Genomic DNA, 25418 nt, shown 5'->3' with positions numbered 1-25418 from the left:
TCCCGGCGCGCGGGTGCGGGGCGGGTGGCGCGGTGACGGGCAGGGGCTCCGGTTGCGTGCAGCGTCGCGCGCGAGGTGCCGGAGCCCCGTCGGTAGGGGAACGAGATGTCCGCCGCTTGAACGGCGAGTGGTGGCAGGTCAGTTGAGCTGGACGACGGCCTGTGCCGAACCCAGCACCTTCACGTCGTCGCAGCGGACGTCGAGGGCGACCCGCACCCGGCGCCCGTCGAGCTTCGCCGTCACCGTGCCCCGGATGTCCAGGCGGGCCCCGACGCCGTCGTCGGGGACCGGTACCGGCCGGGTGAAGCGCACGGCGACGTCGCACACCGCGGCCGGGTCCCCGCTCCAGCCGGTGACCAGCCGGGTGGCGAGCGCCATGGTCAGCATGCCGTGCGCGAGGGCCGAGGGAAATCCGGCCTGCTGGGCCGAACGGTCACTGAAATGCAGCGGGTTGAAGTCCCCGGCGGCGCCCGCGTACCGGACCAGGTCGGTCCGGGTGACGGGGACGGTCAGGGGCCCGAGCACGGTGCCCACCGCCACGGAGTCGTAGTCGCGGCGCGCGGTCATCGGCCGGTCTCCTTCTCGCCCGGGCCGCCGGCCGTGAACGTCATGAAGGTGTCCACCACGTGCTCCCCGCCCTCCGTCCGCACCTCACCCCGCATCTGCACCACGTCCCGCCCCGCCAGGCGCCGGACGGATTCCACATGCAGGGTCACCGCGAGCCGGTCACCTGCGCGCACCGGCCGGCTCGGCACGATCCGCTGGGCGGTGTGCACCAACTGGGCGTCCGCCAGCCCCCATTCGGGGCCGCTCAGCACCCGGCTGCTCGCGCGGTGCACCACCAGGAAGGGAAAAGTGGCGGGCGCGATCACGTCGGCATGGCCCAGTTCCCGCGCGGCGGCCGGGTCGATGTGCGCGGGGCTGTCCGCGCCCACGGCTTCGGCGAACTCGCGGATCTTGGCGCGGCTGACCTCGTAGATCTCGGTGGGCGGGTGGACATGCCCCGCCGCGGGACGGTCCGCTGCCATCAGTGGCCCCGATCGAGGGTGTGGGGGAGGGGCTGTGCGGCGGCGGCCCAGGCGGCCCGCCACGGGCCGGACCGGGGTGCCGGCCCGGGGGCGGGCAGCCCGCCGGCGCCCACCCAGGCGGTCACCGGCCGGATGCCGTGCAGCGCGTTGACGCACCACACCTCGCGGCCGGCCAGGCCCGGCAGCCGGCAACGCCGCCGCCGGACCGGGACGTCCAGGGCCGCGGCCCGGTCCAGCACCCAGTCCCGGGTCACCCCCGGGAGGGTGGGCAGGGCCGGATCTACCGTGCACAGGGTCTCGTCCTCCCACCACAGCAGGCTGGTGGTCGCCCCTTCGAGCAGCAGCCCGTCCCGGGTGGTCAGCAGGGCCTCGGTCGCGCCCGCTTCGACGGCCTCGGCACGCAGCGCCCCCAGAACGGTCAGGTCGGGGCCCTTGTGGCGGGGTACGCGGCGGGGGTCCGGGCGACCGGACACCCAGAGGCGCACCTCGTCGGTCCGCTGCGGCGCGGGGCGCACCCGGAGCTCCAGACGGGGGGCGAGGGAGCCCTCCTGGGTGAACTCCGCCCGGGGGAACCAGTCGCCCGACGTGGGCACCCGCCGCAGCTCCCGCTCCCAGAAGGCGTCCACGACATCTGCGGCCGGGCCCCCGGCCGCGGTCACGGCCGCGGTGAAACGGTCCCGGTGCCGGTGCAGTTCGCGGGCGCGGCCGTCCTCCACCAGCCATGAGTCGGCGGCCAGCAGCGTGGGCGCCGGGTGCGGCGCCTCGGTGGCGGTGTTCACTGGGCGGCCCGGTCCTCGGTCAGCCGGCCCGGGAACGTCGTACCGAGCAGCCCGAGCAGCGGAGTCGCCTTCACCGCGGTCTCCTCGAACTCCTCGGCCGGATCGGACAGCGCGGTGATCGCGCCGCCGACGCCGTACCGTACCCGGTCGGCGGTGACCACGGCGGTACGGATGGCGATGCTCAGATCCGCGGCCCCGGAGAGCGAGAAGTAGCCGATGGCGCCGGAGTAGACGCCGCGCGGCCCCTCTTCGAGCTGATCGATGATCTGCATGGTGCGGACCTTGGGGGCACCGGTCATCGAGCCGCCGGGGAAGGCGGCACGGACGCAGTCGACGGCCGTCCGGTCCGGACGCAGGCGGGCGCGGACGGTGCTCACGAGCTGGTGGACGGAGGCGTAGCTCTCCACGTCGAAGATCTTGGGTACTTCGACCGAGCCGGCCTCCGCGCAGCGCGCCAGGTCGTTGCGGACCAGGTCGACGATCATCAGGTTCTCCGCGCGGTCCTTCTCGCTCGCGCGCAGGTCCTCGATGAGGATCCGGTCCTCGTCCGGGGTGGCGCCGCGCGGCCGGGTGCCCTTGATCGGCTTGGACTCGGCCTGCCCGTCCCGGCCCACCCGCAGGAACCGCTCCGGCGAGGTGCTCAGGACCGAGAGCCGGTCGAAGCGCAGCAGTGCGGAGAACGGCGTCGGACTCGTACGCCGCAGGTAGCGGTAGCCGGCCCAGGGGTCCACCGCCCCCTTGGCCTCGATCATGTTGGTGAGGCACACCTCGTACGACTCGCCCACGTGGATGGCCTGATGGCAGGCGCCGATCAGCGCGCGGTAGTGGTCGGCGGAGTGCCGCAGTTCGACGGGGATGCTGACCCCGACGGGCAGGTGCTCCCGCTCCGCCTCCTGGCCGGCCAGGGACGCCAGCCGCCCGGCGGTCGCGGCCAGCCAGTCCCGGGCCGCGGCCGGCTCGTCCGCCGGCGCCAGGGCCAGCAGATGGGTCGTGCCGGTGGCGTGGTCGAAGACCACCGCGCGGTCGGCGAAGATCAGCGCCGCGTCGGGGTCGGGGGAGAGGTGTGCGGGGTCCGCGCCGCACTCCGCCTTGAGCTCGTAGCCGAGGTAGCCGACCCAGCCGAGGGCGAAGTCGAAGGGGAGCTCCGGCAGATCGGTCTCGATACCGCGCAGGTCCTGGTCGAGCCAGTCCAGGAACGGGGAGTGGTGCACGGCCTCGGTCCCGTCGGACCCGCGGACGGTGACGGTGCACTGCTCGACGTCGGCCAGTGCGACCCGGGCGAGCGGGCCGCGCGCGTCGCCGAGGACGGAGAAGCGGCCGAGCTCCCCGTCGGGCCGGCTGCTGTCCAGCCAGAAGGCGTGCTCGGTGCCGCGGAACAGCGCGTCGAACACGATCTCCGGGTCCCAGTGGGTGGGCAGTTCCTCGGCGTGCACCCGCAGCTGCCGGGGCGGCTGCGCCGGCTGCCCGCCGCCGGTCGCGGGGCGCTTGTCGGCCACCACAGGCAGGGCGGCGCGGCCCGGCCCGCCGGTGTGCCGCTCCGCCAGCCGGAAGAAGTTCGCGAGCAGCTCGTGCCCGTGCTCGGTGCAGATCGACTCCGGGTGGAACTGCACGCCCCACTGCGGCCGGTGCCGGTGGCGCAGCCCCATCAGGACGCCGTCGGACGCCCAGGCGGTGGCCTCCAGCTCGTCACTCAGCGCCGATACGGCCAGCGAGTGGTAGCGCACCACCTCGAACGGCGAGGGCAGGCCGGCGAACAGGCCCTGGCCCATGTGGTGGACGCCGGAGAGCCGGCCGTGCCGCTCCTCGGGGGCGAGACCGACGCGGCCGCCGTGGAGGTGCGCCAGGGCCTCGTGGCCGAGGCAGACACCGAGCAGCGGGACCGCGCCGTGCCGGATGATGTCCGCGCAGATCCCCAGGTCGGTCTCGACCTCGGGCGTTCCGGGACCCGGCGAGATGATGACGTTGTCGAACTCCGCCACATGCTTCAGCCGCCAGGCGGGGTCGTCGTTCTGCACGACGGTCGGCTCATCGCCCGTCACCTCGGCGACATAGTGCGCCAAGTTGTAGGTGAACGAGTCGTAGTTGTCCACGATCAGCGTGCGCATGCGGTGTTTCCCCCAGGCCATCGGATCCGCGCCGAATTGCGTAACAGGCGTCAAGGTGCAGGAAATCAAGAAAGAAAAACGAGGGAGCACCGGCCCTTTGACGTCCGGGCCCTGCGGCGCTGGCAACCTCCAGTCCAGGTCACGATATCCCGGCGCACCTCGTTGTCGGCATACCTCTTTGGTGACATCCGGTCGCCATTGAATGTCCCTGCCCCGAAGGCTAGTTTGAGGCGGTACCGAGGACGATCCGGGGGGACCGGCGTTCATTCTCAGCTCTTCAGAATTCTGGAGCATCGATGATCACTGGGCAGGCGGCCGGACGCTCCGGTGCGACCGCGGGCTCCCGGACGCCGCACACCGACTGGGTCGACGACGTGCTGTTGCACGGGCCCGCGCACGACATCTGCCTCGTGCTCGACGCCGAGACCGACCGGCAGACACTCCGCGCGGCGGTGAGGGACCGTCAGAAATCCCTGGAGCGCGAGGGGTTACGTCCAGGCGGCACGCTCGCGCTGCAGCTCCCGCCCTCGCTGGAGTACGTGGCGCTGCTGCTCGCCGGATGGCGGCTCGGCGCCCAGGTGATCCTCCTGGACCACCGGCTGACCGAGGCGGAGACGGAGCGGGCTGTCACCCACACCGATCCGCAGCTGCTCGTCTCGACCCGGGAAGCCGCCAGCGCGATGCGCGGTTTCCACCGGGTGACGCCGGAATTCACCCGGCGTCCCGAGGGCGGGCCGGCCCGTTCGGATCACGCGCTGGTCCAGCTGAGTTCCGGCTCGACCGGCCCGTCAAAGATGATCGGCAGGACGGCCGACGATCTCGTCACGGAATTGCAGAGGTATTCCCGGCTCGACGGAATGCCGCAATCCGGTGAGCAATTGATGGTCCTGGGTTCGCTCTCGCACACCTGGGGCCTGGTCGGCGGTCTGCTGCACGGCCTGCACGCCGGGGCGCGGATCGTCCTGCCGGCGCGGACCTCGGTGCGCGGCATCCTCGCCACCGTCGCCGACGCCCCGGTGCCCACCACGCTGCTCGGTGTGCCCGCCCAGGTGGCCCTGCTCGCCTCGGTCGAACGGCCGCCCCAACTGCCGCGTCTGGTACGGATGATGACAGCGGGCGGCCGCACCCCGGCGAAGGTCGCGCGGGCCTTCACCGAGCGCTACGCGGTGCCGCTCAGCCAGTGCTACGGCATGACCGAGACCGGCATGATCACCATGGACCTCTCCGGGAAGCACCACCCGTCGGTCGGCACCGCCGTCCCCGGCGTCCGGGTCCGGGCCGAGAACGGCGAACTGCTCGTCGCGCTGCCCCGGTCCCCCTACGTCGGCGACACCTCGCCGGACCGCTGGTCGGACGGCTGGCTGCACACCCTCGACGCCGGAGAGATCGACCCCGGAACGGGGCTGGTGACGGTCCTGGGGCGGCTCGACTCCCAGGTGTCGATCCGCGGCCTGAAGGTGGACCTGACCGAGGTCGAGGAGACCCTGGCCGGGCTCGACGGCGTGACGGAGGCCGTCGTGCTCCACCAGGACGCGATCGACGCCTATGTGACCCTGGCCCCCGAGGTCCCGCTGCCCCGGGTACAGCAGGAACTGGCCGACCGGCTCGCCTCCTTCAAGCTTCCGAGCCGCTGGTACGTGCTGCCCAGCTTTCCGCGGACCGCGACGGGCAAGCCGCGCCGTGATCCGGCCGTGCTGCGGGCGGCGGCAGCGTGAGCACCTCCAGCCGGGACCCGGCGGCCTGTGGCCCGCCCGCGACGGCCAGCACGAATCCTTCCGGAGCGGGGGGCAGCGCGATGTAGAACCGTGGGGAGCCGGGCACCGGCCCGAGGACGGTCCCGGCCGGAGCGCCGAGCCGTACCGGCCGGAGCAGACCGCCGTCGGCGAGCCCGGTGCCCAGCACCTTGCCGATGGCCTCCTTCTGCGTCCACATCCGCAGGAACTGGAGAGGCTGTTCCGCCTCGGGACGGCCGGCCAGCCAGCCGGCCTCCCGCGCGCCGAACCAGCGCCGCGCCAGGGCAGCGGCCGGGACGGCACGGAGGCGTTCCACATCCACCCCCACCGGACCCCGCGAGCCGATCGCCACGGCGGACAGGCCCGGGACATGACTGACACTCGCGTGCAGCCCGCGGGCGGCACCGCCGAGCACCGGACGGCCCGAGGGCTCCCGGTCCACCAGGACCTCTTGCGCGGGCACCCCGAGGACCGTGCCGGCCGCGGCGCGCAGCAGCGCAGCGCCGGCCGGGTGCCGTTCGGCGGTCCGGGCCAGCAGGACCAGGACGCGGCCCTCGCGGGCCGGCAGCGGGGCGTGCGCACAGACATCTGACACAGCAGAAGACATCCGAATCATCCTGCGGACATGGGAGGCGTCAATGAGCGACACCATAAGCGAGTTCGTCCTGAGCACACTGGGCGAACTCAACTACGACACGAGCGGCGTCACGGACAGCACGCCCCTCGGTGACGGCGGTCTGGAGCTGGAGTCGCTCTCGCTCGCCGAGATCGCGATGCATGTCGAGCAGCAGTACGGGGTCCAGTTCGACGACGAGGAACTGGAGAGCATCGGCAAGCTCACCTTCGGCGAGTTCAGCACGCTGATCGGCGAGCGCGCCCAGGGCCCGGCCGTGACGGGACCGGCCGCGTGACCGCTCAGGCCCCGCCGACCAGGGACGAGCTGGTCGAGCTGCTCGCCTCGTACGGCGACCGGCCGCCCGGCGAGGTCCCCGACCGCGTCGATTCGCTGGAACTGGCCTGGATCATCCACTCGATGGAGGAGCGCTACGACGTGGAGCTCGACCTCGACGACGCCGAGCTCGCGCGCATGGTGACGCTCGACAGCGTGCTCGACGTCCTCGCGACAGCCCTGGGGGGTGAACCGCATGACCGCCCCGCGGCCCACCGCTGAGCGCGCGGCCGTCGTCGTCACCGGCATGTCGGTGACCACCGCCTTCGGCCGTGGAACGGACCGGCTGCGCGCGGCGCTCGCGGCCGGGCAGCCGGCCTTCACCGACGTGACCCGCTTCGATGTCGGCCGCCGGCGCGCCAAGCGGGCCGCCCACCTTCCGGGCGCCCCGGTGCTCCTGGACGAGCTGGGCGATCTCCTCACGCAGGCGATCGGCCAGGCGGGCCTGGACGCGGCCGCGGTCGCGGACACACCGCTGCTGTGCGCCCGGCACAGCGATCCGTCCTGGCCGCGCCGGCCGCAGGAGAGCCAGACGGACGGCCACGCCGCCGCCACCGGCAGCGCGCTCGCGGCGCGCGCGGGGCTGCGCGACGCCCGCCGCACCTACACCAATGCCTGTGTGGCGGCGAGCACGGCGCTGGCCGACGCGGCCGCGCTGATCGCCTCGGGCCGCGAGGAGCGGGTGGCGGTGGCCGCCGGCTACCTCGTCGACGAGGACGTCTTCGCCCTGTTCGACGCCGGGCGGGCGCTCGCCGACGACGGCGCCCTGCGCTCCTTCAGCGCCGGCCGCCGGGGGCTGCTGCTCGGTGACGGGATGGCGGCCGTGATCCTGGAGTCGGCCACCGCGGCCGAACGCCGCGGTGCCGAGCCGCTGGCGCGGCTGCTGGGCTGGGGCCGCGCCGGCGACGCCCATCACGTGTGCCAGCCGCACCCCGAGGGGCTCGGCATGGCCCGGGCCCTCACCGCCGCGCTGGCCCGGGCCGACCGCGCCCCCGAGCAGGTCGACTACCTCAACGCGCACGGCACCGGCACCTCGTACAACGACTCCGCGGAGGCCGCGGCCGTCCACCTCGCCTTCGGGGCCCATGCGCCCAAGCTGCCGGTGAGTTCCACCAAGTCGCTGACCGGACACACGCTGGAGGCCTCCGGGCTGGTGGAGTTCGCGATCTCGGTGCTCGTCCTCCAGGAGGGACTGCTTCCCGTGAACGCCGGCTACACCGGCCAGGATCCGGCCTGCCGCCTGGACCTCGTGACGGACGCCCCGCGCAGGCTGCAGCCCGCGACCGTGGTCTCCCTCAACGCCGCCTTCGGCGGTGCCAACACGGCTCTGGTCCTGGGGGCGGCATGAACGAGCGACCGCAAGTATGGGAGCGGGCCTCGTGGCCCGGGCCGGACGGCGATGCGGCCGCGGGCCCGCGCAAGCTTCCCGGGTTCGTGGTGTCGTCGTTCAGCCCGCTCGTCGCCGAGGTCGCCGACCGCTGTCTGCGCGGCCATTACGGCGACCCGTCCGCGGCCGCCGGCGAGGGCGCCCGCACGGCCGTCGTGCTCGTCAGCCGGCTCGGCGACGTCGTCACCGACCGCGCGGTGGCCGCGGCGGTGGACGCCGGACGCCCGGTGCAGCCCCTGCTGTTCTTCCAGTCCGTGCCCAACTCGGTGCTCGGCCATGTGGCCACCCAGTGGCAGCTGCACGGACCGGTGGTCTGTTTCAGCCCGGAGGGCGATCCCGAGGAGGCCGCGCTGGAGTACGCCGACCTGCTCTTCGCGGACGACGAGGCGGACCGGGCGCTGCTTGTGCTGGTGGAACTCGCGACCGATCAGGGCGCGCACGGTACGGCGACCGCACTGCTGGTCGGCCCCGGGAACCGCGTGGCGGAAGGGGCACATCCGTGACGGCGCAGGAAACCGGGAAGCCGGCCACGACACCCGTCGGCGAGCTGGAGAACGAACTCACCGTGGCCCTGCGGCAGTTCTGGTGGCTGCACGATGCCCGCTGGTACCAGGGCGTCAAGAAGCGCTTCGGCCAGGAGGTCGCCAACGAGATCAACGCGGAGGCCCTCCGGTTCGTCGGCCGGCGCGTCGGCTCGTGGTACGCGAACCGGGAGGGCACACCCGACGCGTGCTCCCCGGCCGCGTTGCAGGACGTGATCGAGACGATCACCCGGATCATGACCAACGAGGGGATGATGCGCTCCCACACGGAGCCCGACCCCGACGGAGGCCCGGGCGTCCAGACCGTCATCACCGAGCACTTCGCCCTGCGGATGCTGCGCGCCGCGCGCTCCCTGGAGGGGTACGACTGCCCCTGCCTCGACATGCGCGGCGGCTGGTTCGAGGGGCTCGGAGTCGACGTCCGCGACGAAAACCGGGAATGCATGCGGACCGGTGGGGCCGTCTGCCGCTTCCACACCGAATCCGTGCAGACCGAATCCGTGGGGACCGAATCCGTGGAGACCCCATCCGCGGAGACCGAATCCGTGCAGACCGAATCCACGAAGACCGCATCCGTGGAGCGCAAGGAGTTGTACCGCTCATGACCGCCAGCCCCGCTCCGGCAGATCCGCCCGACCGTACGCCGTATGCCCGTCCGGGGCTGACCCTGCTCGTGGCGTGCGGCGCCGCCTTCATCGCCTTCCTCGGCGTCTCGGTGGTCTACATCGCCTTCCCCGAACTGCCGAAGAGCTTCCCCGGCTCCTCGCTGTCCTCCCTGTCCTGGGTCGTCAGCGGGTACACGGTCGTCTTCGCCGCCGCGCTGGCGCCGGTCGGAAAGATGGCCGACGTCATCGGTCTGCGCACCCTGTTCCTGCTCTCGGTGACCGGCTTCACCGCGGCCTCGCTGCTGTGCGCGCTCGCGCCGACGGCGGAGCTGCTGATCGCCTGCTGCGCGCTGCAGGGGCTGTTCGCGGCCGGCATGATCCCGTCGTCGCTCGGGCTGCTGCTGGCCTCCCGGCCGCCGCAGCAGCGGCCGAAGGCCATCGGCCTGTGGGGCGCCAGCTCCTCGGCTGCCGCCGCGGTGGGGCCCCCGCTGGGCGGCTTCCTGGTGCACAGCTTCGACTGGACCGGCGTGTTCCTGGTCAACGTCCCGCTCGGCGCGGCCCTGCTGCTCACGGCATGGCGGGTGCTGCCCAAGCTGCGCACCGAGCGCGGCGGCCTCCCCGACCTGATCGGCATGCTGGCCCTGATGCTCGGCGTCGGCAGCCTGGTCGCCGGACTGACCAAGGGCAGCACCTGGGGCTGGGGCAGCGCCGCGTTCGTGGGGACCACCCTGGGCGGTGCCCTGCTGCTCGCGGTGGCGGTCCTGCGCTCGCGCCGGCACCGCGTCCCGGCGCTGGAACTCACGCTGCTGCACACCCGCAAGTTCGCGGTGGCCAATGCGACCTTTGTGCTCTTCGGCGCGGCGATGTACTGCTGGCTGATCGCGGCGCCGTTGTTCACCACCGAGATCTGGCACTACTCGCCGCTGGCGGCCGGACTCGCCCTGACACCGGGCGCGGTGCTGTCCGTGGCCGCCTCGGTGCTGGCCGGGCGGATGCCCCGCAAGCACCAGCGGACGGTGGTGGTGGCCGGCGCGCTCATGGTCGCCGTGCAGTGCGGCATCTGGGCGGTGGCCCTCAGGACCCAGCCGGACTACCTCCTGGTGTGGCTGCCGGCCAACCTGATCGGCGGGGTGGGGATCGGTGCCGTGATGACCACGCTGTCCTCGGCGGCGGCCGGGGCGCTGCCCCCGCAGCGGTTCGCGGCCGGCGCGGGCCTGGCCATGACCTCCCGGCAGGTCGGCGCGGCCCTGGGCACCGGCGCCTTCGCGGCACTGACGGCGGCGCTGGGCGGCCCCCAACTCGGCTCGTTCAGGCAGGTGTTCCTGGTCTGCACGGTGCTCTCGGCGCTGGCCGGAGTCGTCGCCCTGTGGCTGACCGACCCGGCGGCGCAGCCCGCGGCGGAGCCGTCCGCACCCGCGCGGCCCTTGTCCGAGGTACGAGGAGAATCACGATGAGCAGTCGGGCGCCCGAAGAACTCACCGGAATCCAGCCCCCGGAGATCCCCGCGCACGACCCGGACGACCCGGTGGAGAACGCCGTCATCGCCCGGCTCGCCGGGAACTGGCACCGCAGGGCCGCCGTGAAGCGCGAAGAGCCCCACCTCGCCGACCTGTTCGAGCTGTCGCGCGACGACTACCCGGAGAAGATCCTTCCGTTCCGGGACCACCCCACGTTCCGGGCCCTGTCGCCCGAGGACCGCGCCCGCCTGCTGAGCTGGGCGTGGATCTCGTACAACCGCACCACGGTGCTGCTGGAAGGGCAGATCGTCAATCCCGCGTTCCAGCTCGGGCTCGACGGGAAGTTCCCCCAGCCCGTAGGCGAGTTGATGCAGCGCAGCCTGGCGCAGGCCATGGTCGACGAGCAGTACCACACCCTGATGCACCTCAACGCCAGCGCGGTGACCCGACGGATGCGCAAGGAGGTGTTCGCCGACACCGCGCTGCCCAAGCCGCTCGTCGTACGGGAGCACGAGGCCCGCCTCGCCTCCTGCGCGGACGAGCGGGAACGCCGGCTGACCACCCTCGCCTTCGCCACCGTGGCCGAGATATCCATCAACGCCTATCTGAACCTGATAGCCGAGGACACCGAGATCCAGCCGGTCAACAGCGCCACGGTCCGCATCCACAACCGGGACGAGTACTGCCACGCCTCGATCTGCGCGGTGCTGGCCGAGCAGGTCCACCACGCACTGGGCGACGCCGAACGGCGGTTCTTCCTCAACTCCCTCGTCGCCGGTCTCGAAGCGTTCGTCGGCAACGACTTCCGGGCCTGGCACCGGATCATGGCCGAGACCGGCATCCGCGGCGGCCACGAGATGCTCGACGACATCCAGCAGGCCGGCGGACGCAAGCGGCTGGTGCAGGACTTCTCCGGGCTGCGGAAGCTGGTCGAGAGCCTGGACGCCGTCGACGACGTCGACTTCGACTGGTCCCGGAGCGTCACCGGCTCCGATGCGCTCTCCCCCACCCGCTGACCCCCAGACCTCCGGGAAACGGACACCATGACTGACTCGACCGGACAGCCGGCCCGTACCGTGCTCGTCACCGGCGGCAACCGCGGCATCGGCGCGGCGATCGCGGAAGCCTTCGTCGCCCAGGGCGACCGCGTCGCCGTCACCCACCGCGGTTCCGGCGTCCCCGAGGGGGCCCTCGGCGTGACGTGCGACGTCACCGACACCGCCTCCGTGGATGCCGCCTTCACCGAAGTGGAGGCGGAGTTGGGGCCAGTGGGCGTACTGGTGGCCAACGCGGGGATCACCGCCGACGGCCTGCTGATGCGCATGAAGGAGGAACAGTTCCTCCGGGTGCTGGACACCAACCTCGCCGGGGCCTGGCGCTGCGCCCAGCGCGCCGTCGCCCCGATGCTCCGCGCCCGAGGGGGCCGGATCATCCTGCTCTCCTCCGTGGCCGGTCTCCACGGCAGCGCCGGCCAGACCAACTACGCCGCGAGCAAGGCGGGGTTGGTGGGCCTGGCCCGCTCCCTGACCCGCGAATACGGTGCGCGCAACGTCGTCGCCAATGTGGTGGCCCCGGGCCTGATCGACACGGACATGACGGCGGCGCTGTCGGAGGAGTCCCGCCAGGAGAAGGTCCGCGGGATCCCCATGGGCCGCAGCGCCACCGCCGAGGAGGTGGCCGGCGCCGTGACCTGGCTGGCCGGACCGCAGGCGTCCTACGTGGCCGGTGCCGTGATCCCCGTCGACGGAGGCCTCGGAATGGGACACTGACCCGCCACTCCACAGACCGGAAAAGGGGCACCTTTTTGTACGTTCATCCGGACCTTGAGCCGGTGCTCCACCCCGCCACGGCCCCGCCGTACGCAGTCCCCGCGCGGGCGACGGACCTCTCGGGACTGCCGCCCACCTACCTCCAGGTGGCGGGCGTCGACCCGCTACGCGACGAGGGACTCGCCGACGCCCGGAAACTGATCGACCACCAGGTCGCAGTGGAACTCCACTTCGTCCCGGGCGCGTTCCAGCTCTTCGAGGACTGGGCCCCGACCACGGACCTGGCCCGCGCCACCGTGGCCCACCGGACGCGCGCACTCCGTGACGCACTGGCCGAGAAGTGAATGGCCGGCGCGCGGGAAGGGAAGGTATCGGGAACAGTAAATTCCGTATGCCCCGGCCGGATCGTACGACGGCCGGGGCACGGGCTCTCCCGGCGGAAAACATGCCGGCACCCCTACCGGATTCCACGGGGGTGACCCGCGGTACGCCGGCGGAGTAAGTATTGCGGCGGAGAATTCCTCTCCCGCCGAACGATGAGAACGACCCGTCGTTCGTTCTCCTGGAGTTGACCGATCGGCCCGGTAGTGAGGCCCCGTTGCCCCACCCGCTCCGATTCCGGTGAGCCGTTCCAGTGCTCAGCTGGCCCGGGGCCTCGACTGCGGCAGTGCCTTGTTCACCGCGTCCATACGTGAACGGGCGTCGAGCTTGGTGAAGATATTCCGCAGATGACGCTTGACCGTGCCCTCGGAGATGGAGAGCTGAGTGGCGATCTGACGATTGCTCAACGCCCGTGCGACATGCTCCAGGATCTCCGTCTCCCGGCTCGTCAACGCCTCCCGCCCACTCGCCTGCGTCTGTGCCCCCGCCCCCGTCTCCTGCTGCGCACAGGGCACGACGGCCTCGGCAGGCCTGGCCCCGTCCGCCGTGGAACCGATCACCCCCGCTGTGGCCTCCTGCCCGCTCCCCCCTGCCTGTTCGCCGTCGACGATGGGGTGTCCTGGCGGTTTCTGCGGAACTCCGATCCGGAAGTGGAGCCGGTCATTCGAGTTTCCGCGAACGAAGTACCGGTGAATCATTCCCGACGGAAGTGTCACGCTCAGGTGCGCGCCGGCCTCCCAGTCGAAGGATTCCTTTCCCGCGGGATCGACAAGAACGAGCCCACGTACCCCCTCGCCCAGCCGCTCGGCTGGTTGCGCCAATAGTTCCCGATACTCCTTGTTCTGTCTCATATGAGCCTTCCCCCGCAAGTAGTCCGGCGTGTGCCGCCAGATGGTTTCACGGCCATAATGCCTCTTCTGTCGTAACCATGGCCTGAATTACCGCCGGTACTCGCGAAGAATGGCCGACTGCTGCCCTTGGGTGGCTCAACGCGTCCGGGCACGTCATGGACGCCGCGGGCCAGGGAGGAGCCCTATTCCAGCCAGACTTCGGGGTACCCAGGAAGGCAGCTGGCAGGACGGATGCGTGTTCCCCTCCCGCAGAACCTGGCCGGATCCTCGCCACGGTTCCGGGAATAGGCCGGAGGCGCCCCGGCGCCGGGACCGCCCTCGGTGCGGTCGCCCAGCGCAGACCCCGCCTACTGCCTCCCGCCTCCTGAACACGAACCGCAGTCCGTTACGGACAGTCGCTACGAGACTGACCCCGGGACGCACCCCACCTACGCCAACGCCCCCCCGACCTGGAGGTGTACGCCGTCGTTCCCTGATCCGCCGGTGAAGTTCGGCTTCACCTGGAACGTGATCGAGGAGAATCGCCCTGGGAGACGAATGCTGCCGCTGGAATCAGTGGGTTCGGCCCCAGGGGGCTGGGGCTGGAACGGCCTGCCGATCACTTTGTTGTCCTCGACCGTGAATTTCCGCTGGTCTTCCGTATCGTCGCCGTTGAGCCGGTTGACCGTCGTGCCGGGCGGAAATGTCACGGTGGATCCGAGTGACCCCAGGTGGAATACGGGTTCCTGCACGATGGTGCCAAGGAAGTCGAGGGTGAACTGATTGTTGGCGGGGGTGCTGATGATTTCTATCCGGTCGGAGTTGGGCAGTGGTGGTGTGAAGAGCGGTGAGCTGAAGTCGGGGGCTGAGCCGTCGAGAATGACTTCGCTGAGGAGCCCGGAAAGCGTCAGTGCGGCCCCGAGAGGTCGTCGACTACGGCGTTCGGGGCCGTCCGTGCGCGGCCGTCGCCGCAGCCGCCCCGGGCGTGCCGTCGGCCGGCCGCAGCATTTGGCCGGCGGCCAGCGCGCGGTAGGAGGGACTGGTGGTCAGCAGTTCCTCGTGGGAGCCGGAGGCGACGGTGCGGCCACCTTCCAGCACGATGATGCGGTCGGCGTGCCGGACGGTGGAGAGACGGTGCGCGATCACCAGGAGGGCGCATTCCTGGGCGGCTTCCTTCATCAGCGTGGTGAGTGCGGTCTCGTTTATGGCGTCGAGGTGAGAGGTCGGTTCGTCGAGGAGGAGAAGTGCGGGCCGGGCGAGGAGGGCGCGGGCGAGGGCGACCCGTTGCCTTTCGCCGGCCGACAGGGTGTTGCCGCGTTCGCCGAGTACGCCGGACAGGCCACCGGGCAGTCGTCGGACCACCCCGTCGAGCTGGGCGAGTTCGACGACCCGACGGACCTCGGCATCACTCGCGCCGGGGTCCGCGTAGGTGATGTTGTCCCGGAGCGAGCCGTGGACGACATGGGTGTTCTGGTCGACGACGGCGATGCGTGCCCGGCATGCTCCGCGGCTCAGCTCGGCTGCGGGGCGACCGTCGAACCGCAGCGTTCCGGAGTCCGGTTCGTAGAACCTCGCCACCAGCGCGAAGATCGTGCTCTTGCCCGCACCCGACCGTCCGACGAGGGCGACCTGGCCGTGGTGGGGGACGGTGAACGAGACACCGTCGAGCACCGGCCGGTCCGGAACGTACCCGAAACGGACGTCATGCAGGGCCAGAGCCGGTGTCTCGCCTCTCCCCGTCCGCTCAACCCGCTTGGGCACGGCAGCACGGGGGGCGACACAGACGTCCGGCGCGGCCCGCTCCACAGCCTCAACGGGCTCAACGGACTCCGCAGACTGCACGAGTTCCATGTGCTCGACGGGCTCCGCGGCCAGCCCCAACGCCTGCCCGATCCGCTGATACGCCCCCATGCCCCGCTGCATCAGCCCGACCGCCCGGAAGACCGACGACAACGGCAGCACCAGGTAGGAGGCGTACAGCAGAAAGGCGACCAGGTCGCCGAGGGAGTTGGCGTGGCCGTTGACCCGCAGCCCGCCGATGACCAGCACGAGCAGGAAGGAGCCCTGGACGGCGAGTTCGACGGCGGGGCTCATCACCGAGGCGAGTTTCGCGGTCCGCACGCCGGCGTCGTACGCCGCGTCGACCCGCTTGCCGATGCGCGTCGCCTCGCGGTCCTCGGCACGGTGCACCCGGACCATCGGCAAGGCGCCGAGCGCGCGCTCCAGTTCGGCGGCGACGGCGCCGACCGAGCCTTGCATGTGTGCGGAGGCCGCCCGGATGCCTTTCAGCAGCGAGGCCACGACCACGGCGGCGGTGGCCACGGTCACCGCGACGAGAAGCAGCAGCAGCGGGTCGATCCACGCCATCAGGACGACCGCCCCGGCGGCGGCGAGCGCGCCGGTCACCAGGTCGACCAGCGCCTGCGACACGACGTCCCTGAGCAGGGTGGTGTCGGTGGTCACGCGGGAGATCAGGTCGCCGGTACGGTGCCGCTGGTACTGGCTCATTTCCAGCCGCAGCAGGCGCGCGATGAGGCTGTGGCGCAGTCCCCGTACGACGCCTTCACCCATGCGTTCCAGGACGAAGCGCCCCACCGCGCCGGTCGCCGCCTCGGTGACGAACAGCGTGGCCAGCAGCGCCAATAGTGGCCAGAAGGTCCGTCCATGTCCGCTGGCGTCGACGATGTTCCTGGCAACGAGCGGCTGGGCCAGTCCGAGGGCGGAGCCGGCCAGAGTGAGCACGGTGGCGACGACGACGGAGGCCCGGTGCCCGGAGGTGAGCCGGTACATGGTGGCGACCGCACCCCATGTCGAACGGTCCGGCGTCGTCGTGGTGGCCGCGGTCATCGGGTGGGCCGGCCGACCGGTGCCACGGCGATGAGCCGGGTGAAGTAGTCGTCCGGCACCCCTTCGTCCACCGGGCGGGCATCGACCTCGATCCAGGCGTGCGCCGTGAAGGGAGGCACGACCCGCACCCCGGTGCACCAGGTCGGCCAGCTGCCGCTCAGCCGGCACAGCAGCGCGGCCCCCAGGGAGCGGGGCAGGCAGCCGCGCGGCCCGGCGCAGCGCAGGCTGACCGCGCACATCGCGTCCCGGGCGTCCTTGGCCTGGCCGACGGAGGCCGGTACGGCTCCTCGGCGTACGAGGCCTAGTACGGCGCGGACGCGGTGCGGGGGCAGGAAGGACAGCGCGACGGCGGGGAGGAGGACGAGTCGGGCGGCCAGGCGCCGGGTGAAGGGGACTCCGGTGGGCCGTTCCAGTGCGCTCGGTGTCGTCATGCGGCCAGCCCCGACGCGCGCAGCTCCGCGACCAGGGTCGCGACGTCCTGCTCGGCGCGCGTGCGGTCGATGCCGAAGTCGGCGATGAGCGCGTCGGCCGCCGCTGTTTCGTCGCCGCCCGCCAGCAGGGTGGTGACGATCAGGCCGGCGGTGGGGTTCAGCTCCCAGTACTGTCCGTTGCGTTCGTCCAGCAGGACCGTGCCGTAGTCGGTCGCCGCAGTGGAGACCTTGTCACCGAACCGCAATGCCATGATGCGTACCTTTCGTGTCGGGGCGTGCAGCGAAGTGCCTAGCGGGCGGTGCGGGCCCTCTCCGGCGTGGCGCGGGCGAGGCTGCGCAGCCACACTTCGCCGGCGATGGTCGAGTAGAGGATCGCGTCGCGCAGCCCGGGGGTGGCGGGCCGCTGGGCCAGCCGGCGCAGGGCCTCGCCGTCCACCAGGCCGAGCCGTTCCAGCCGTGCGTCGTCCCAGAGCGCCAGCAGGTCCCCGCGGTGCTCGCGCAGCCCGTTGGACGCGTCCATGGACGCCGCGGCCTTGTTGGTGCGCCCCAGACAGGACTCCGGCACGATGCCGCGCATGGCCGTGGTGAGAAGAGGCTTGTACCGCCAGGGCGTCACGCGTTCGCTCGGGCGGACCGCCAGGCATGCCTCGATCACCCGGTCGTCGAAGAACGGCGACGCCATCGGCACCCCGGCCCTGGCGGCCATCCGATCCCACTGCCGGATGATGCGTGTACAGGAGCGGATCTGTTCCAGGTCGGTGTGCAGGCCCCGGTCCGGATGCAGCGGTACGGCGGTCGCGGCCGCCGCACGAAGCGCCCGCCCGGCCAGCCGTTCGGCCTCGGGGGTGACCCAGTCGAACAGCCGCGGTGCCATGCCCCAGCCCAGACCGCTGCTGACGGACGCGGGCAGCGGACCGCGCAGGCCGCGGCCGGCGTCCGCCAGCCATGTCCCGTACGGCCGGGAGTCGGCCAGCGCCCGGGCCATACCGCCGAGCGGCCACTGCCACAGCGCCCGGAACCCACGCAGCTGGCGCACGGCGAACAACGGGCGCCTGCGCAGCAGGCGGTGGTAATACGCCTCGGAGCACCACGCCACGTGGTCACCGCCGATACCGGTCAGATGCAGCCTGCTGCCTCGCCCGGCCAGGCCCGGCAGGTGGTGCAGGACCCGTGAGCGGTCCATGACGCCGATGGTCGGCTCGTCCAGCAGGTCGTCGATGCCGAGGAGGTCGTTGTAGACCAGTGGTGAATCGTCGGCGTTCCACACCACATGCTCGACCTCCGGCAGCGACCGGGCGGCCTGCGAGGCCCAGTACAGGTCGGTGTCCGCGGGATCGCGCCCCGGCCAGGTACTGGCCATCACCTTGGCGGGCGAGCGCGCGGCCAGAAAAGTGATGGAGGTGGAGTCCAGCCCGCCGGACAGATCGCAACTGACCACGCCGCCCTGCCGCGTACGGGCCTCGACGGCTTCGGTGAGTGCGGCCCGGACGAGGGGGGCTCCGTCGGCGAGCGACCGGGTCGGCTCCGGCGGCGTCCACCAGCGCGAGTGCCGTACGGTCCGCCCGTCCGCCGAGACGAGCAGCGCGTCCTGTGGGGACACGGAGTCGACCTCCCGCCACAGCGGCGCTTCGAGCAACGGGTGCGGAACCGGCCACAGCAGCCTGACCGCGACCTGTTCCTCGTCCGGTTCGGCGCCGAGCGCGTCGGCGAGCACATCGGCGCTGGTGGCCGCCACCCGCACACCGCCGACGAGCGCGTGGAACACCAACCGCAGTCCGGACGCGGTGCCCTGCACCCGGAGCCGCCCGTCGAGTGCGGCCACCAGATGGAAGCTGCCGGGCAGGGTGCGTGCCATGGCGTCGAGTTCCGAGAGATCCCTCAGCCGGCCGAGCCGGCGCTCCAGTTCGGCCGGGTCGACCGGACAGCAGCCGACGAGGGCGAGGGCGCCCGAGGCGGCACGAACGGTCACGATGTCCTCGTCGTGCCAGTGGCCCACCAGCCAGGGACGGCCGGAGGCATACGTCAGGGTGCGGGTATGTGGGCGGGCGAAGCAGCGGGCCACGGCGGCCGCGTCCGCACGGTCGGGAAAGACCGCGAAGTGCGCGTCGCCGGGGCCCGTGCCCGCACCTGGGTGCGTTTCAGTCATGGCTTCGATTCAGCGAGCCGTCGACCGTCAGTTCTTGCTCAGGACCAGTCGGTCGTTCCCGGAACTGCTCAGGAGCCCGGTCTTCTTCCGGAACGAACCCAGTCGGACGAGCGTCGGCGCTTCGTAAGCCTTCTTCATTGCCGTCTCCTTCGATGCGGATTCCGCCACCCTCCCCAGCCCGGCCACGAGCCGGCCGTCCGGCTCATGAACAGCTGCGCCCGGATTCATCGGAACCCGGATCAGGAACTGCGGCGCGCCACCGAAGCTAGTTGCAGCCCATCAGCCCCTCGCAACCGAAGAATCACAAATAGGGTTGTATGAATTGGCGTGCGATTCGTGCTCGAAATGGATCGATAGATGCGCACCACTGGATCGTCAACCGCAGGGCCTGCGTTCGGGCCCCGATCAGAAAAAACCTTTGGGCCTGTGCAGACTTGGCGGTCGTCTCACCCGGCGCGCGGGGGCGCAGGAACGTGGAGTGGTCGCCACCGGGCAGCGCCCGACCGCGCTCCCTGCACTACCAGTCTGCGGCCTTTCGCGCCGGGCGACGACGGATCGGCTTCCTCGGTGAGACGGGAGGCGATGGCGGGGCCCCAGCTCCCCCAGGGACGTACGGCTTCTACGTCGGCGTGCCCCTCGCCCGCGCCTGTATCCGTCATGACCAGCCCCTCTCGGTGTAGAGACGGCCCGCCTGAATTCCCTCGATCGCGACGCGGGTATAGGGCACGATCGGCTCCGGAAGCGCCTCCGGTCGCCACCAGCTCTAGCTGACGCACTTGTCGGGCTCAAGAATCTCCGGCATCCCCGTCCAGCGCCGGGCACGGAAGACCATCTGCATACGCGGCTGCATGCCGGGCGTATCGACGAGATGGACGGCGTGCACGAACTCCACGTCCTTGGCGTCGATCACCAGCCCGGCTTCCTCCCGGGCTTCGCGGACCAGGCAGGCGACGGCGGACTCCCGCTCGCAGTGGCCGGCCAGGAAATGCCACGTCGATCCTGCGTAGGCGGAGTCGGGGTGGCGCAGACCGAGCAGGACCTCGCCGTTGGCGTTCTCCAGGTAGAGATGGACGCCGATGACGTTGGGCACGGCATTCCCGCCCGGGGCCGGTGCCGAGGGCCCGCGCGGGTGCGGTGGTCGGCGGGCGCCCAGCGCCGGAGCGGCTCCGCACTGGCCGGCGGAGAGCATCTCCGCATGGCGGTGGATCAGTTCGAGGGTCGCAGGGGCCATCCGCAGGCGCGGCATGACCTCTGGCCGGAACCAGTGCAGCATGACGCCCTCGGTCAGGTCCAAGGTGGCCGGGTCACCGGCCCAGTGGCCGGCGAAGACCTGAATCGGAAGGGACGTGCCGTCGCTGCCCAGGGCCTCCTCCACCGCAAAGGGGGCGAGGTCAGGGATGTCGAGGCCGGCCTCTTCCCGCAGTTCCCGCCGGACCGTCTCCTCCAAAGAGCGGTCGCCTGGTTCCCGTCCGCCACCGAGCAGGGACCACGATCCCGGCTCCCAGATACCAGGAATCTGGTCCCGCAGGTGCAGCAGGTACTCGCCGGCCCCGTTGTAGATCAGCGCCGAAGCGTTCGCCGGCCGGTGCTCTCGCGGCACGGCAGAGTCGAGCTGTGGGGTCTCCTCGTTCACTGGTACACCGTCCCGGGTTCGGAGTCGGATGCCGCGGACGCGGCCTGTTCCGTGCGCACAGCCGTCGGCGCTACGCGCTCCTGCCGGAGCGCCTCAGACCGCGAGAGAGCCGCCTCCCGGCCGTCGCTCAGAGCCAGCCCCGCCGTTTGAAGACGACATACAGGCCGGTGCAGACAATGGCCATGAGGACCACCGCGAACGGGTACCCGAATGCCCAGTGCAGTTCCGGCATGCTCCGGAAGTTCATGCCGTAGATCGTGCCGACGAGTGTCGGTGCGAAGAGGATGGCGGCCCAGGCCGAGATCTTTTTGATTTCCTCGTTCTGCTCGAAGCCGGCCTCGGCCAGCGCCCGCATTTCCGCGTTCTGCTGCTGGTTCACCAGGGTCGCGTTGACGGTGAGAATGTCCTGCAGGGCCTGCCGGAAGCCGTCCACGCGCTCGGTGGCGTGCAGGGCATGGTCGGCTACGTCGCGCAGATAGCGGCGCAGTTCCTCGTCGATGGCGTACTTCTCGAAGCCCGCGGTCAGGTTCTCCAGCATGCCGTTCAGCGGGCGGGTGGCGCGCTGGAACTCCACGACCTCGCGGGAGAGTTCATAGATCCGGCGGGAGACCCGGGGGTCGCCGCCGAAGACCTCGGTCTCGATCTCGTCGATGTCGTTCTGGACACCGGCGACGACCGGCGCATAGCCGTCGACGACGGCATCGAGGATGGCGTAGAGGACGGCTTCGGGGCCGCGCTTGAGGAGTTCGGGAGTGTCCTCCATGCGGTGGCGTACGGCCGAGAGGTCGGGGGCGCCGCCGTGCCGCACGGTGATCACGAAGTCGCGGCCGACGAAGACATGCAGCTCACCGAAGTCGACCTCCTCGCGATCGTCGAGATACCGCGCGGCGCGCAGGACGACGAAGAGGGTGCCGCCGTAGCGTTCCAGCTTGGGCCGCTGATGGGCCTCCAGGGCGTCCTCGAGGGCGAGCGGATGAAGGTCGAACTCCGAGGCCAGAGTGGTGAGTTCGGCGGGGGTGGGGCGGTGCAGGCCGATCCAGGCGAGGGTGCCGGCGGTGGCGCGCTGCTGCCGGAAGGTGTCGGCGAGCGTGTCATGGGTGCTGACGCGGTGTCCGTCGCGGTAGAGGGCGGCGTTGATGACGCGGCCGCCGGTTTCGGCCGACGGTTCCGGGGCCTCGGAGTCGTCCGGGGCGGTGGCGGGCGGGGGACCGGCGGGCCGCTTCTTCGCGGGTTTGCGCAGGCCGCGCAGGCCGCGCAGTCGACGGCCGGGAGGCTCAGAGCTCACGACAGAACCGACCTCCGTCACAATGGGGATGAACAGCCACACAGAATCTCGACGCAGGATAACTGTCGCGGATGTCAGCACAGGTCAGGGGCCATGGTGCAGGATGGAACGGGACGTGACGAGGTGTGTGTCGCGTCCGCCGAGCTTTGTATGTTTATCTCTAGAATTGTGCGATGCAGATACCGCAGACAGCCAGCGCTCCCCCGGGTGAGGTGATTCGGTGAACGGCCCCGATGCCACCGACGAGCAGTGGGAAGGGCTCGCCGAGGTCGTCCCGCTCCGCAGCAGCAGTGAATGGCCTTCCTGGCCCGACCACCGGGCCCTCCCGGAGGACGAACCGGCGGAGCAACTGCGGCGCTTCATCGTCATCCGCGTCCAGACCTTCGCCGACGCCCGCGAGGTCGCGGAGTATTTGATGGCGCAGATCCCCGTCCTGCTGGACCTCAGTAGTGCCGATGCCGATGTCGCCAAGCGCATCCTGGACTTCTCCAGCGGAGTCGTCTTCGGGCTGGGCAGCGGGATGCACCGCGTCGACACCAATGTCTTCCTGCTGGCACCCGTCGGCACCGAGGTCGAGGAAGAGGCGGCGGGCGCCATCCCCCGTTCGTAGGAAGAGCTGTTGGGCGTAACGGTTCTCCGCTCGGGGCACTGCGTAACGTCCGCATATGAATTCCGACAGTGTGCGGCCGGCGGTCACCGAGTTACGGCTGTCCGCGTTCAAGACCCATCGCGGCGTCACCCTGCCGCTCGGCCCGCTGACGCTGCTGAGCGGCAGGAGCGGCAGCGGCAAGTCCAGTGCGCTGCAGGCGTACGCGATTCTCGCCCGGCTCGGCAGCGGGGAGTCGCTCGCGCGGGCCCTGGAGGAGGTGGCCGGCGGCCCGTCGGCATGTGTGCCGGCGGGGGCGCGCCCCGACGGGCAGGGGCGGCGCGGCTTCCGCATCGGATGTACGGTCGACGGCCCGGCCGGCCCCATCAGCCTCGATCTCGCGGTCCAGGCCGAGCCCGAACTGCGCATCGTCGGCGAGCGGTTGACCGGCTGCGGCGAGACCTTGCTGACCACCGCGCTCACCGACCCCACCCGCCCCGCGGTCCAGGCGGCCTGGCACACCGCTGGGGCGACCCCGGTGACCCGTGCCCCGCTTCCCGACGACCGGCTCGGCACCTCCTTGCTGCCGCTGCGCGTCGCGGGCAAGACAGCGGGGCAGCGGCTGGTCCTGGCTGCCGCGGAACAGGTGGTGGTCGCGCTGCGGTCGGCGTTCGTGTGCGACCCGCGGCCGGAGGTCATGCGGGCAGTGGGGGCGGGCGGTGCGGAAGGCGGATGCGGTGGGGACGGTGGGGGTGCTGCGGGACGCGGGGCCGGGGCCGGCGTACGGCGGAGTGGGCGTGGCGGGGCCGCGGGGGGCGCCGCAGGCAAGGCACCTGGGAAGCCGGGAGGGTCCGGCGGGGTGGGAACCGCAGGATCCTGGGGGACCCGGGGGCGCCGGGGGAGTGCAGGAAGTGGGGAGGCGGGCGGCTGGGGCCACGGCGCGCAAGAACAGCGCGACGAGGGGCGGCTGCGGTCCGCCTGCGACAACCTGCCCATGGTCCTGGCGCGTACCAGCAGGGAGTGTGCGCGGCGACATGCCGTGCTGGTGGCGGCGGTACGGGAGGCCTGCGTCGGACCCGTGGAGGGGCTGCATACGGTGCCGCTCCGGCCGGGCGGAGCGGGGGTGGCCGACGCGGCTGCGGCCGTCGCCGGTGCGGTGGTGGGACGCGGTGACGGCCCGGGCGGCGGCTCGTCGGGTGCGCAGGCCGGGCCGGGTGCTGCGGACGCGGAGGGCGTGCGGGCCGTCCTCGACAGGGGGGAGCTGGGGGAACTGCCCGTCGAGCAGCTCGGCGACGGTGAGCTGCGGTTTCTCGCGCTGGCGCTGGTGCTGCTCACCGGGCCGGACGTGCTGGCCATGGACCCGGTCGGGGAGGTCCCGTCGGCCCATCAGCAGATGACGGTGCTGGCGGACGGGATGGACCGCTGCATGGATCTCAGGCAGGCCCGTGAGCTGGTGTCGTTGGCCGTGCGGATGACCGAGCGCGGGCATGTGCGGCTGCTGGGGACTGTGCGGGACCCGTCGGTCGCCGACGGACTGCCCGGCGTGCAGGTGCTACACCTGGGGGTATGAGTGAAGATCTTCATGCGCTGCAGCGGCGGCTCGCCGAGTTCGCGGCCGCGCGGGACTGGCAGCAGTACCACACCCCCAAGAACCTGGCCGCGGCGCTGAGTGTCGAGGCCGCGGAACTCGTCGAGATCTTCCAGTGGTTGACGCCGGAGGAGTCGGCGACGGTGATGTCGGATCCGCGGAAGGCCGGCCGGGTCGAGGACGAGGTCGCGGACGTGCTGGCTTATCTGCTGCAGTTCTGTGAGGCGTTGGGGATCGACGCCCTGACGGCGCTCGCGGCGAAGATCGACCGTAATGAGACGCGCTTCCCGGCGGTCCGTTCGGCACGCCCGGACCGGCCGCGGGAGGGCGGGGAAGAGTAGGGGCCGGGCCAGGCCGGGGCGGTAGCGGGGCGGGGGTCGGCGGGGTGGGGGCGTCGGCCCCCGCCCCGCCGTGTGTGGAGGCCTGCTCGCGCGCTCGCACCGCACCCTTCGGTGTCCGCTCCGGGGTCTTCTGCGCCGGCCCCAAGTGTTCACTTGGGGGCTCACTCCGGGTGTCTTGTGTGACGTGTGCCGGTGGTGTGAGGGGCGAGGAGGCTGTGGCGTGTGGGGAAGACGCGCGTACGAGCCGCCCGTTCATCACTCTATGGAGTCATGGATCTTTCCACATCGCCTTGGTTGTCCACAGATTTGCGAATTCCCCTGGCTTTTTTGGGTGTTCACCCTCACTCTGGGTAGTGAGAAGAGTGCAGGGTGCATGCGATTGATGAGGAGAGGAGGGAGCGGATGGACGCAGTGCGGATCATCGCGGCGAGTCGGCGCGGTGTGGCGGAGGCGAACACGATCCAGGGAGTGATCGTCGAGGCATGGCAGGCGCAAGCCCTGGCAGAGGCGATAGGCAGCCATCTCGCGATATTCGGTCCGTACGAAGTGCGGTCCAGGGCCCGGGGATTAGGCGATGCGGGCGGGCGGTTCAGCGGGGGACTGCTGTGCCCGGCATCGGTCACCGGTGGGCTGCGGGCGGGTCAGCTGTCCGAAGTGCGCGACGTCAAGGAGGCGTTAACCGGCCTGTGCCGATTGTTGCGGGAGGTGTGTGAAGCGCTGGTGGCCGTGGTGCTGCTGGCGGACGAGGACGGAATGTACTGGACGTGTGTCGAGGCGATGGACACCGTCGACGAATCAAGAGACCGCGTCGCCGGAATACTGGAGAAGCTGGAGGTACGCGACCGCAACCCTGCCTGAGGTGGGACGGCCCACCGCGACCGCGTCCACGCGGAAGGAACACCCCGAGCGGTACGCCACCGCCCCCGGGGCCGGGAGCGCTCACGCCCGATACGCCACGGCCCGCCCGCCGTCGTCACTGCTTCCCCGCCGGCCCCA

The 25418-nt window shown here is 71.5% G+C and carries 28 protein-coding genes; 14 read left to right on the top strand and 14 right to left on the bottom strand.

Annotation, left to right across the window (positions count from 1 at the left end):
* Positions 1–138: 138 nt before the first annotated feature.
* The 4 genes from CPH93_RS07680 to pabB are packed head-to-tail and all read right to left on the bottom strand — an operon-like array spanning position 139 to position 3912.
* Entirely contained in the window at positions 139–567 is a 429-nt protein-coding gene (locus CPH93_RS07680) for a MaoC/PaaZ C-terminal domain-containing protein (RefSeq protein ID WP_096212376.1), read from the bottom strand.
* Positions 564–1028, bottom strand: coding sequence for an FAS1-like dehydratase domain-containing protein (locus CPH93_RS07675; protein ID WP_093485795.1), 465 nt, complete (start codon positions 1026–1028; stop codon positions 564–566). The genes CPH93_RS07680 and CPH93_RS07675 overlap by 4 nt, the downstream gene beginning before the upstream one ends.
* Entirely contained in the window at positions 1028–1807 is a 780-nt protein-coding gene (locus tag CPH93_RS07670; protein ID WP_096212375.1) for an aminotransferase class IV, read from the bottom strand. Before CPH93_RS07670 ends, CPH93_RS07675 begins: the two co-directional genes overlap by 1 nt.
* On the bottom strand, positions 1804–3912 hold the full coding sequence (pabB, locus tag CPH93_RS07665) for an aminodeoxychorismate synthase component I (RefSeq protein ID WP_096212374.1): 2109 nt from the start codon (positions 3910–3912) through the stop codon (positions 1804–1806). Before pabB ends, CPH93_RS07670 begins: the two co-directional genes overlap by 4 nt.
* Before the next feature lie 296 nt (positions 3913–4208).
* On the opposite strand from pabB, the gene CPH93_RS07660 reads away from it, so the two are divergent.
* The gene (locus CPH93_RS07660; RefSeq protein ID WP_096212373.1) at positions 4209–5627 is read left to right on the top strand and encodes a class I adenylate-forming enzyme family protein; all 1419 of its coding nucleotides are present in this window, start codon (positions 4209–4211) and stop codon (positions 5625–5627) included.
* Here the strand turns inward: CPH93_RS07660 and CPH93_RS07655 are convergent.
* Entirely contained in the window at positions 5527–6252 is a 726-nt protein-coding gene (locus tag CPH93_RS07655; protein ID WP_159394977.1) for a 4'-phosphopantetheinyl transferase family protein, read from the bottom strand. The genes CPH93_RS07660 and CPH93_RS07655 overlap by 101 nt on opposite strands.
* Positions 6253–6283: 31 nt before the next feature.
* Here CPH93_RS07655 and CPH93_RS07650 point away from each other — a divergent pair, with 31 nt between their 5' ends.
* From CPH93_RS07650 to CPH93_RS07610, 9 genes are read left to right on the top strand one after another with little or no spacing between them, the layout of a single operon-like run.
* Positions 6284–6556 (top strand): acyl carrier protein, encoded by a 273-nt coding sequence (locus tag CPH93_RS07650; protein WP_093485805.1) that lies wholly within the window; start codon positions 6284–6286, stop codon positions 6554–6556.
* Positions 6553–6816: a hypothetical protein gene (locus CPH93_RS07645; RefSeq protein ID WP_093485807.1), complete on the top strand. Its 264-nt coding sequence runs from the start codon at positions 6553–6555 to the stop codon at positions 6814–6816. Before CPH93_RS07650 ends, CPH93_RS07645 begins: the two co-directional genes overlap by 4 nt.
* Positions 6791–7942: a beta-ketoacyl-[acyl-carrier-protein] synthase family protein gene (locus CPH93_RS07640; protein WP_096212371.1), complete on the top strand. Its 1152-nt coding sequence runs from the start codon at positions 6791–6793 to the stop codon at positions 7940–7942. The genes CPH93_RS07645 and CPH93_RS07640 overlap by 26 nt, the downstream gene beginning before the upstream one ends.
* On the top strand, positions 7939–8484 hold the full coding sequence (locus CPH93_RS07635) for a hypothetical protein (RefSeq protein WP_096212370.1): 546 nt from the start codon (positions 7939–7941) through the stop codon (positions 8482–8484). The genes CPH93_RS07640 and CPH93_RS07635 overlap by 4 nt, the downstream gene beginning before the upstream one ends.
* Positions 8481–9128 carry a hypothetical protein gene (locus CPH93_RS07630; RefSeq protein ID WP_197708742.1) on the top strand — a complete coding sequence of 216 codons (648 nt, stop codon included), beginning with the start codon at positions 8481–8483 and terminating at the stop codon, positions 9126–9128. Before CPH93_RS07635 ends, CPH93_RS07630 begins: the two co-directional genes overlap by 4 nt.
* The gene (locus tag CPH93_RS07625; protein WP_107470868.1) at positions 9125–10582 is read left to right on the top strand and encodes a DHA2 family efflux MFS transporter permease subunit; all 1458 of its coding nucleotides are present in this window, start codon (positions 9125–9127) and stop codon (positions 10580–10582) included. Before CPH93_RS07630 ends, CPH93_RS07625 begins: the two co-directional genes overlap by 4 nt.
* Positions 10579–11601: an AurF N-oxygenase family protein gene (locus CPH93_RS07620; RefSeq protein ID WP_096212368.1), complete on the top strand. Its 1023-nt coding sequence runs from the start codon at positions 10579–10581 to the stop codon at positions 11599–11601. The genes CPH93_RS07625 and CPH93_RS07620 overlap by 4 nt, the downstream gene beginning before the upstream one ends.
* 27 nt (positions 11602–11628) lie before the next feature.
* Positions 11629–12354 carry a 3-oxoacyl-ACP reductase FabG gene (fabG, locus tag CPH93_RS07615; protein ID WP_096212367.1) on the top strand — a complete coding sequence of 242 codons (726 nt, stop codon included), beginning with the start codon at positions 11629–11631 and terminating at the stop codon, positions 12352–12354.
* Positions 12355–12389: 35 nt separating this feature from the next.
* Positions 12390–12698 carry an alpha/beta hydrolase fold domain-containing protein gene (locus CPH93_RS07610; RefSeq protein WP_231977224.1) on the top strand — a complete coding sequence of 103 codons (309 nt, stop codon included), beginning with the start codon at positions 12390–12392 and terminating at the stop codon, positions 12696–12698.
* A gap of 294 nt (positions 12699–12992) precedes the next feature.
* Here CPH93_RS07610 and CPH93_RS07605 read toward each other — a convergent pair whose 3' ends face one another.
* From CPH93_RS07605 to CPH93_RS07570, 9 genes are all read right to left on the bottom strand, one after another.
* The gene (locus CPH93_RS07605; RefSeq protein WP_096212366.1) at positions 12993–13586 is read right to left on the bottom strand and encodes a LuxR C-terminal-related transcriptional regulator; all 594 of its coding nucleotides are present in this window, start codon (positions 13584–13586) and stop codon (positions 12993–12995) included.
* A 428-nt stretch (positions 13587–14014) separates the two neighbouring features.
* The gene (locus CPH93_RS07600) at positions 14015–14275 is read right to left on the bottom strand and encodes a hypothetical protein (RefSeq protein ID WP_096212365.1); all 261 of its coding nucleotides are present in this window, start codon (positions 14273–14275) and stop codon (positions 14015–14017) included.
* A gap of 223 nt (positions 14276–14498) precedes the next feature.
* Positions 14499–16412 carry an ABC transporter ATP-binding protein gene (locus CPH93_RS07595; RefSeq protein ID WP_096212364.1) on the bottom strand — a complete coding sequence of 638 codons (1914 nt, stop codon included), beginning with the start codon at positions 16410–16412 and terminating at the stop codon, positions 14499–14501.
* Positions 16409–16843 (bottom strand): lasso peptide biosynthesis B2 protein, encoded by a 435-nt coding sequence (locus CPH93_RS07590; RefSeq protein WP_096212363.1) that lies wholly within the window; start codon positions 16841–16843, stop codon positions 16409–16411. The genes CPH93_RS07595 and CPH93_RS07590 overlap by 4 nt, the downstream gene beginning before the upstream one ends.
* Positions 16840–17094 (bottom strand): lasso peptide biosynthesis PqqD family chaperone, encoded by a 255-nt coding sequence (locus CPH93_RS07585; protein WP_093485825.1) that lies wholly within the window; start codon positions 17092–17094, stop codon positions 16840–16842. Before CPH93_RS07585 ends, CPH93_RS07590 begins: the two co-directional genes overlap by 4 nt.
* Before the next feature lie 38 nt (positions 17095–17132).
* On the bottom strand, positions 17133–18989 hold the full coding sequence (locus tag CPH93_RS07580; protein WP_096212362.1) for a lasso peptide isopeptide bond-forming cyclase: 1857 nt from the start codon (positions 18987–18989) through the stop codon (positions 17133–17135).
* Between the two features lie 27 nt (positions 18990–19016).
* Complete coding sequence (locus CPH93_RS35330; RefSeq protein WP_107470867.1) at positions 19017–19127, bottom strand: keywimysin-related RiPP; 111 nt, start codon at positions 19125–19127, stop codon at positions 19017–19019.
* Positions 19128–19752: 625 nt separating this feature from the next.
* Entirely contained in the window at positions 19753–20622 is an 870-nt protein-coding gene (locus CPH93_RS07575) for an NUDIX domain-containing protein (RefSeq protein WP_231977223.1), read from the bottom strand.
* 127 nt (positions 20623–20749) lie between these two features.
* Entirely contained in the window at positions 20750–21907 is a 1158-nt protein-coding gene (locus CPH93_RS07570; protein WP_096212361.1) for a magnesium and cobalt transport protein CorA, read from the bottom strand.
* 220 nt (positions 21908–22127) lie between these two features.
* Here CPH93_RS07570 and CPH93_RS07565 point away from each other — a divergent pair, with 220 nt between their 5' ends.
* From CPH93_RS07565 to CPH93_RS07550, 4 genes are all read left to right on the top strand, one after another.
* Entirely contained in the window at positions 22128–22517 is a 390-nt protein-coding gene (locus CPH93_RS07565; protein ID WP_093485831.1) for a cell division protein SepF, read from the top strand.
* Positions 22518–22572: 55 nt separating this feature from the next.
* A complete protein-coding gene (locus CPH93_RS07560; RefSeq protein WP_096212360.1) occupies positions 22573–24063 on the top strand; it encodes a biotin transporter BioY in 1491 nt (496 codons plus the stop codon).
* Complete coding sequence (locus CPH93_RS07555; RefSeq protein WP_006602534.1) at positions 24060–24422, top strand: nucleotide pyrophosphohydrolase; 363 nt, start codon at positions 24060–24062, stop codon at positions 24420–24422. The genes CPH93_RS07560 and CPH93_RS07555 overlap by 4 nt, the downstream gene beginning before the upstream one ends.
* 402 nt (positions 24423–24824) lie before the next feature.
* Positions 24825–25280, top strand: a complete 456-nt coding sequence (locus tag CPH93_RS07550; RefSeq protein ID WP_093485835.1) for a DUF6099 family protein — start codon at positions 24825–24827, stop codon at positions 25278–25280.
* The last annotated feature ends 138 nt before the right edge of the window (positions 25281–25418 follow it).

Source organism: Streptomyces sp. 2323.1 (assembly GCF_900221035.1).
GTDB lineage: Bacteria > Actinomycetota > Actinomycetes > Streptomycetales > Streptomycetaceae > Streptomyces > Streptomyces sioyaensis.
Note: the sequence above shows the minus strand (reverse complement) of the source record. Positions and strands in the feature narration are given on the sequence as shown.

Excerpts from the sequence above, each read along its gene's own strand:
- CPH93_RS07620 (WP_096212368.1), top strand. The coding sequence starts at position 10,579 with ATGAGCAGTCGGGCGCCCGAAGAACTCACCGGAATCCAGCCCCCGGAG.
- CPH93_RS07595 (WP_096212364.1), bottom strand. The coding sequence starts at position 16,412 with ATGACCGCGGCCACCACGACGACGCCGGACCGTTCGACATGGGGTGCG.
- CPH93_RS07555 (WP_006602534.1), top strand. The coding sequence starts at position 24,060 with ATGAGTGAAGATCTTCATGCGCTGCAGCGGCGGCTCGCCGAGTTCGCG.
- CPH93_RS07585 (WP_093485825.1), bottom strand. The coding sequence starts at position 17,094 with ATGGCATTGCGGTTCGGTGACAAGGTCTCCACTGCGGCGACCGACTAC.
- CPH93_RS07660 (WP_096212373.1), top strand. The coding sequence starts at position 4,209 with ATGATCACTGGGCAGGCGGCCGGACGCTCCGGTGCGACCGCGGGCTCC.
- CPH93_RS07560 (WP_096212360.1), top strand. The coding sequence starts at position 22,573 with ATGAATTCCGACAGTGTGCGGCCGGCGGTCACCGAGTTACGGCTGTCC.
- CPH93_RS07605 (WP_096212366.1), bottom strand. The coding sequence starts at position 13,586 with ATGAGACAGAACAAGGAGTATCGGGAACTATTGGCGCAACCAGCCGAG.
- CPH93_RS07590 (WP_096212363.1), bottom strand. The coding sequence starts at position 16,843 with ATGACGACACCGAGCGCACTGGAACGGCCCACCGGAGTCCCCTTCACC.
- CPH93_RS07635 (WP_096212370.1), top strand. The coding sequence starts at position 7,939 with ATGAACGAGCGACCGCAAGTATGGGAGCGGGCCTCGTGGCCCGGGCCG.
- CPH93_RS07655 (WP_159394977.1), bottom strand. The coding sequence starts at position 6,252 with ATGTCTTCTGCTGTGTCAGATGTCTGTGCGCACGCCCCGCTGCCGGCC.
- pabB (WP_096212374.1), bottom strand. The coding sequence starts at position 3,912 with ATGCGCACGCTGATCGTGGACAACTACGACTCGTTCACCTACAACTTG.
- CPH93_RS07550 (WP_093485835.1), top strand. The coding sequence starts at position 24,825 with ATGGACGCAGTGCGGATCATCGCGGCGAGTCGGCGCGGTGTGGCGGAG.
- CPH93_RS07625 (WP_107470868.1), top strand. The coding sequence starts at position 9,125 with ATGACCGCCAGCCCCGCTCCGGCAGATCCGCCCGACCGTACGCCGTAT.
- CPH93_RS07650 (WP_093485805.1), top strand. The coding sequence starts at position 6,284 with ATGAGCGACACCATAAGCGAGTTCGTCCTGAGCACACTGGGCGAACTC.
- CPH93_RS07580 (WP_096212362.1), bottom strand. The coding sequence starts at position 18,989 with ATGACTGAAACGCACCCAGGTGCGGGCACGGGCCCCGGCGACGCGCAC.
- CPH93_RS07675 (WP_093485795.1), bottom strand. The coding sequence starts at position 1,028 with ATGGCAGCGGACCGTCCCGCGGCGGGGCATGTCCACCCGCCCACCGAG.
- CPH93_RS35330 (WP_107470867.1), bottom strand. The coding sequence starts at position 19,127 with ATGAAGAAGGCTTACGAAGCGCCGACGCTCGTCCGACTGGGTTCGTTC.
- CPH93_RS07640 (WP_096212371.1), top strand. The coding sequence starts at position 6,791 with ATGACCGCCCCGCGGCCCACCGCTGAGCGCGCGGCCGTCGTCGTCACC.
- CPH93_RS07680 (WP_096212376.1), bottom strand. The coding sequence starts at position 567 with ATGACCGCGCGCCGCGACTACGACTCCGTGGCGGTGGGCACCGTGCTC.
- fabG (WP_096212367.1), top strand. The coding sequence starts at position 11,629 with ATGACTGACTCGACCGGACAGCCGGCCCGTACCGTGCTCGTCACCGGC.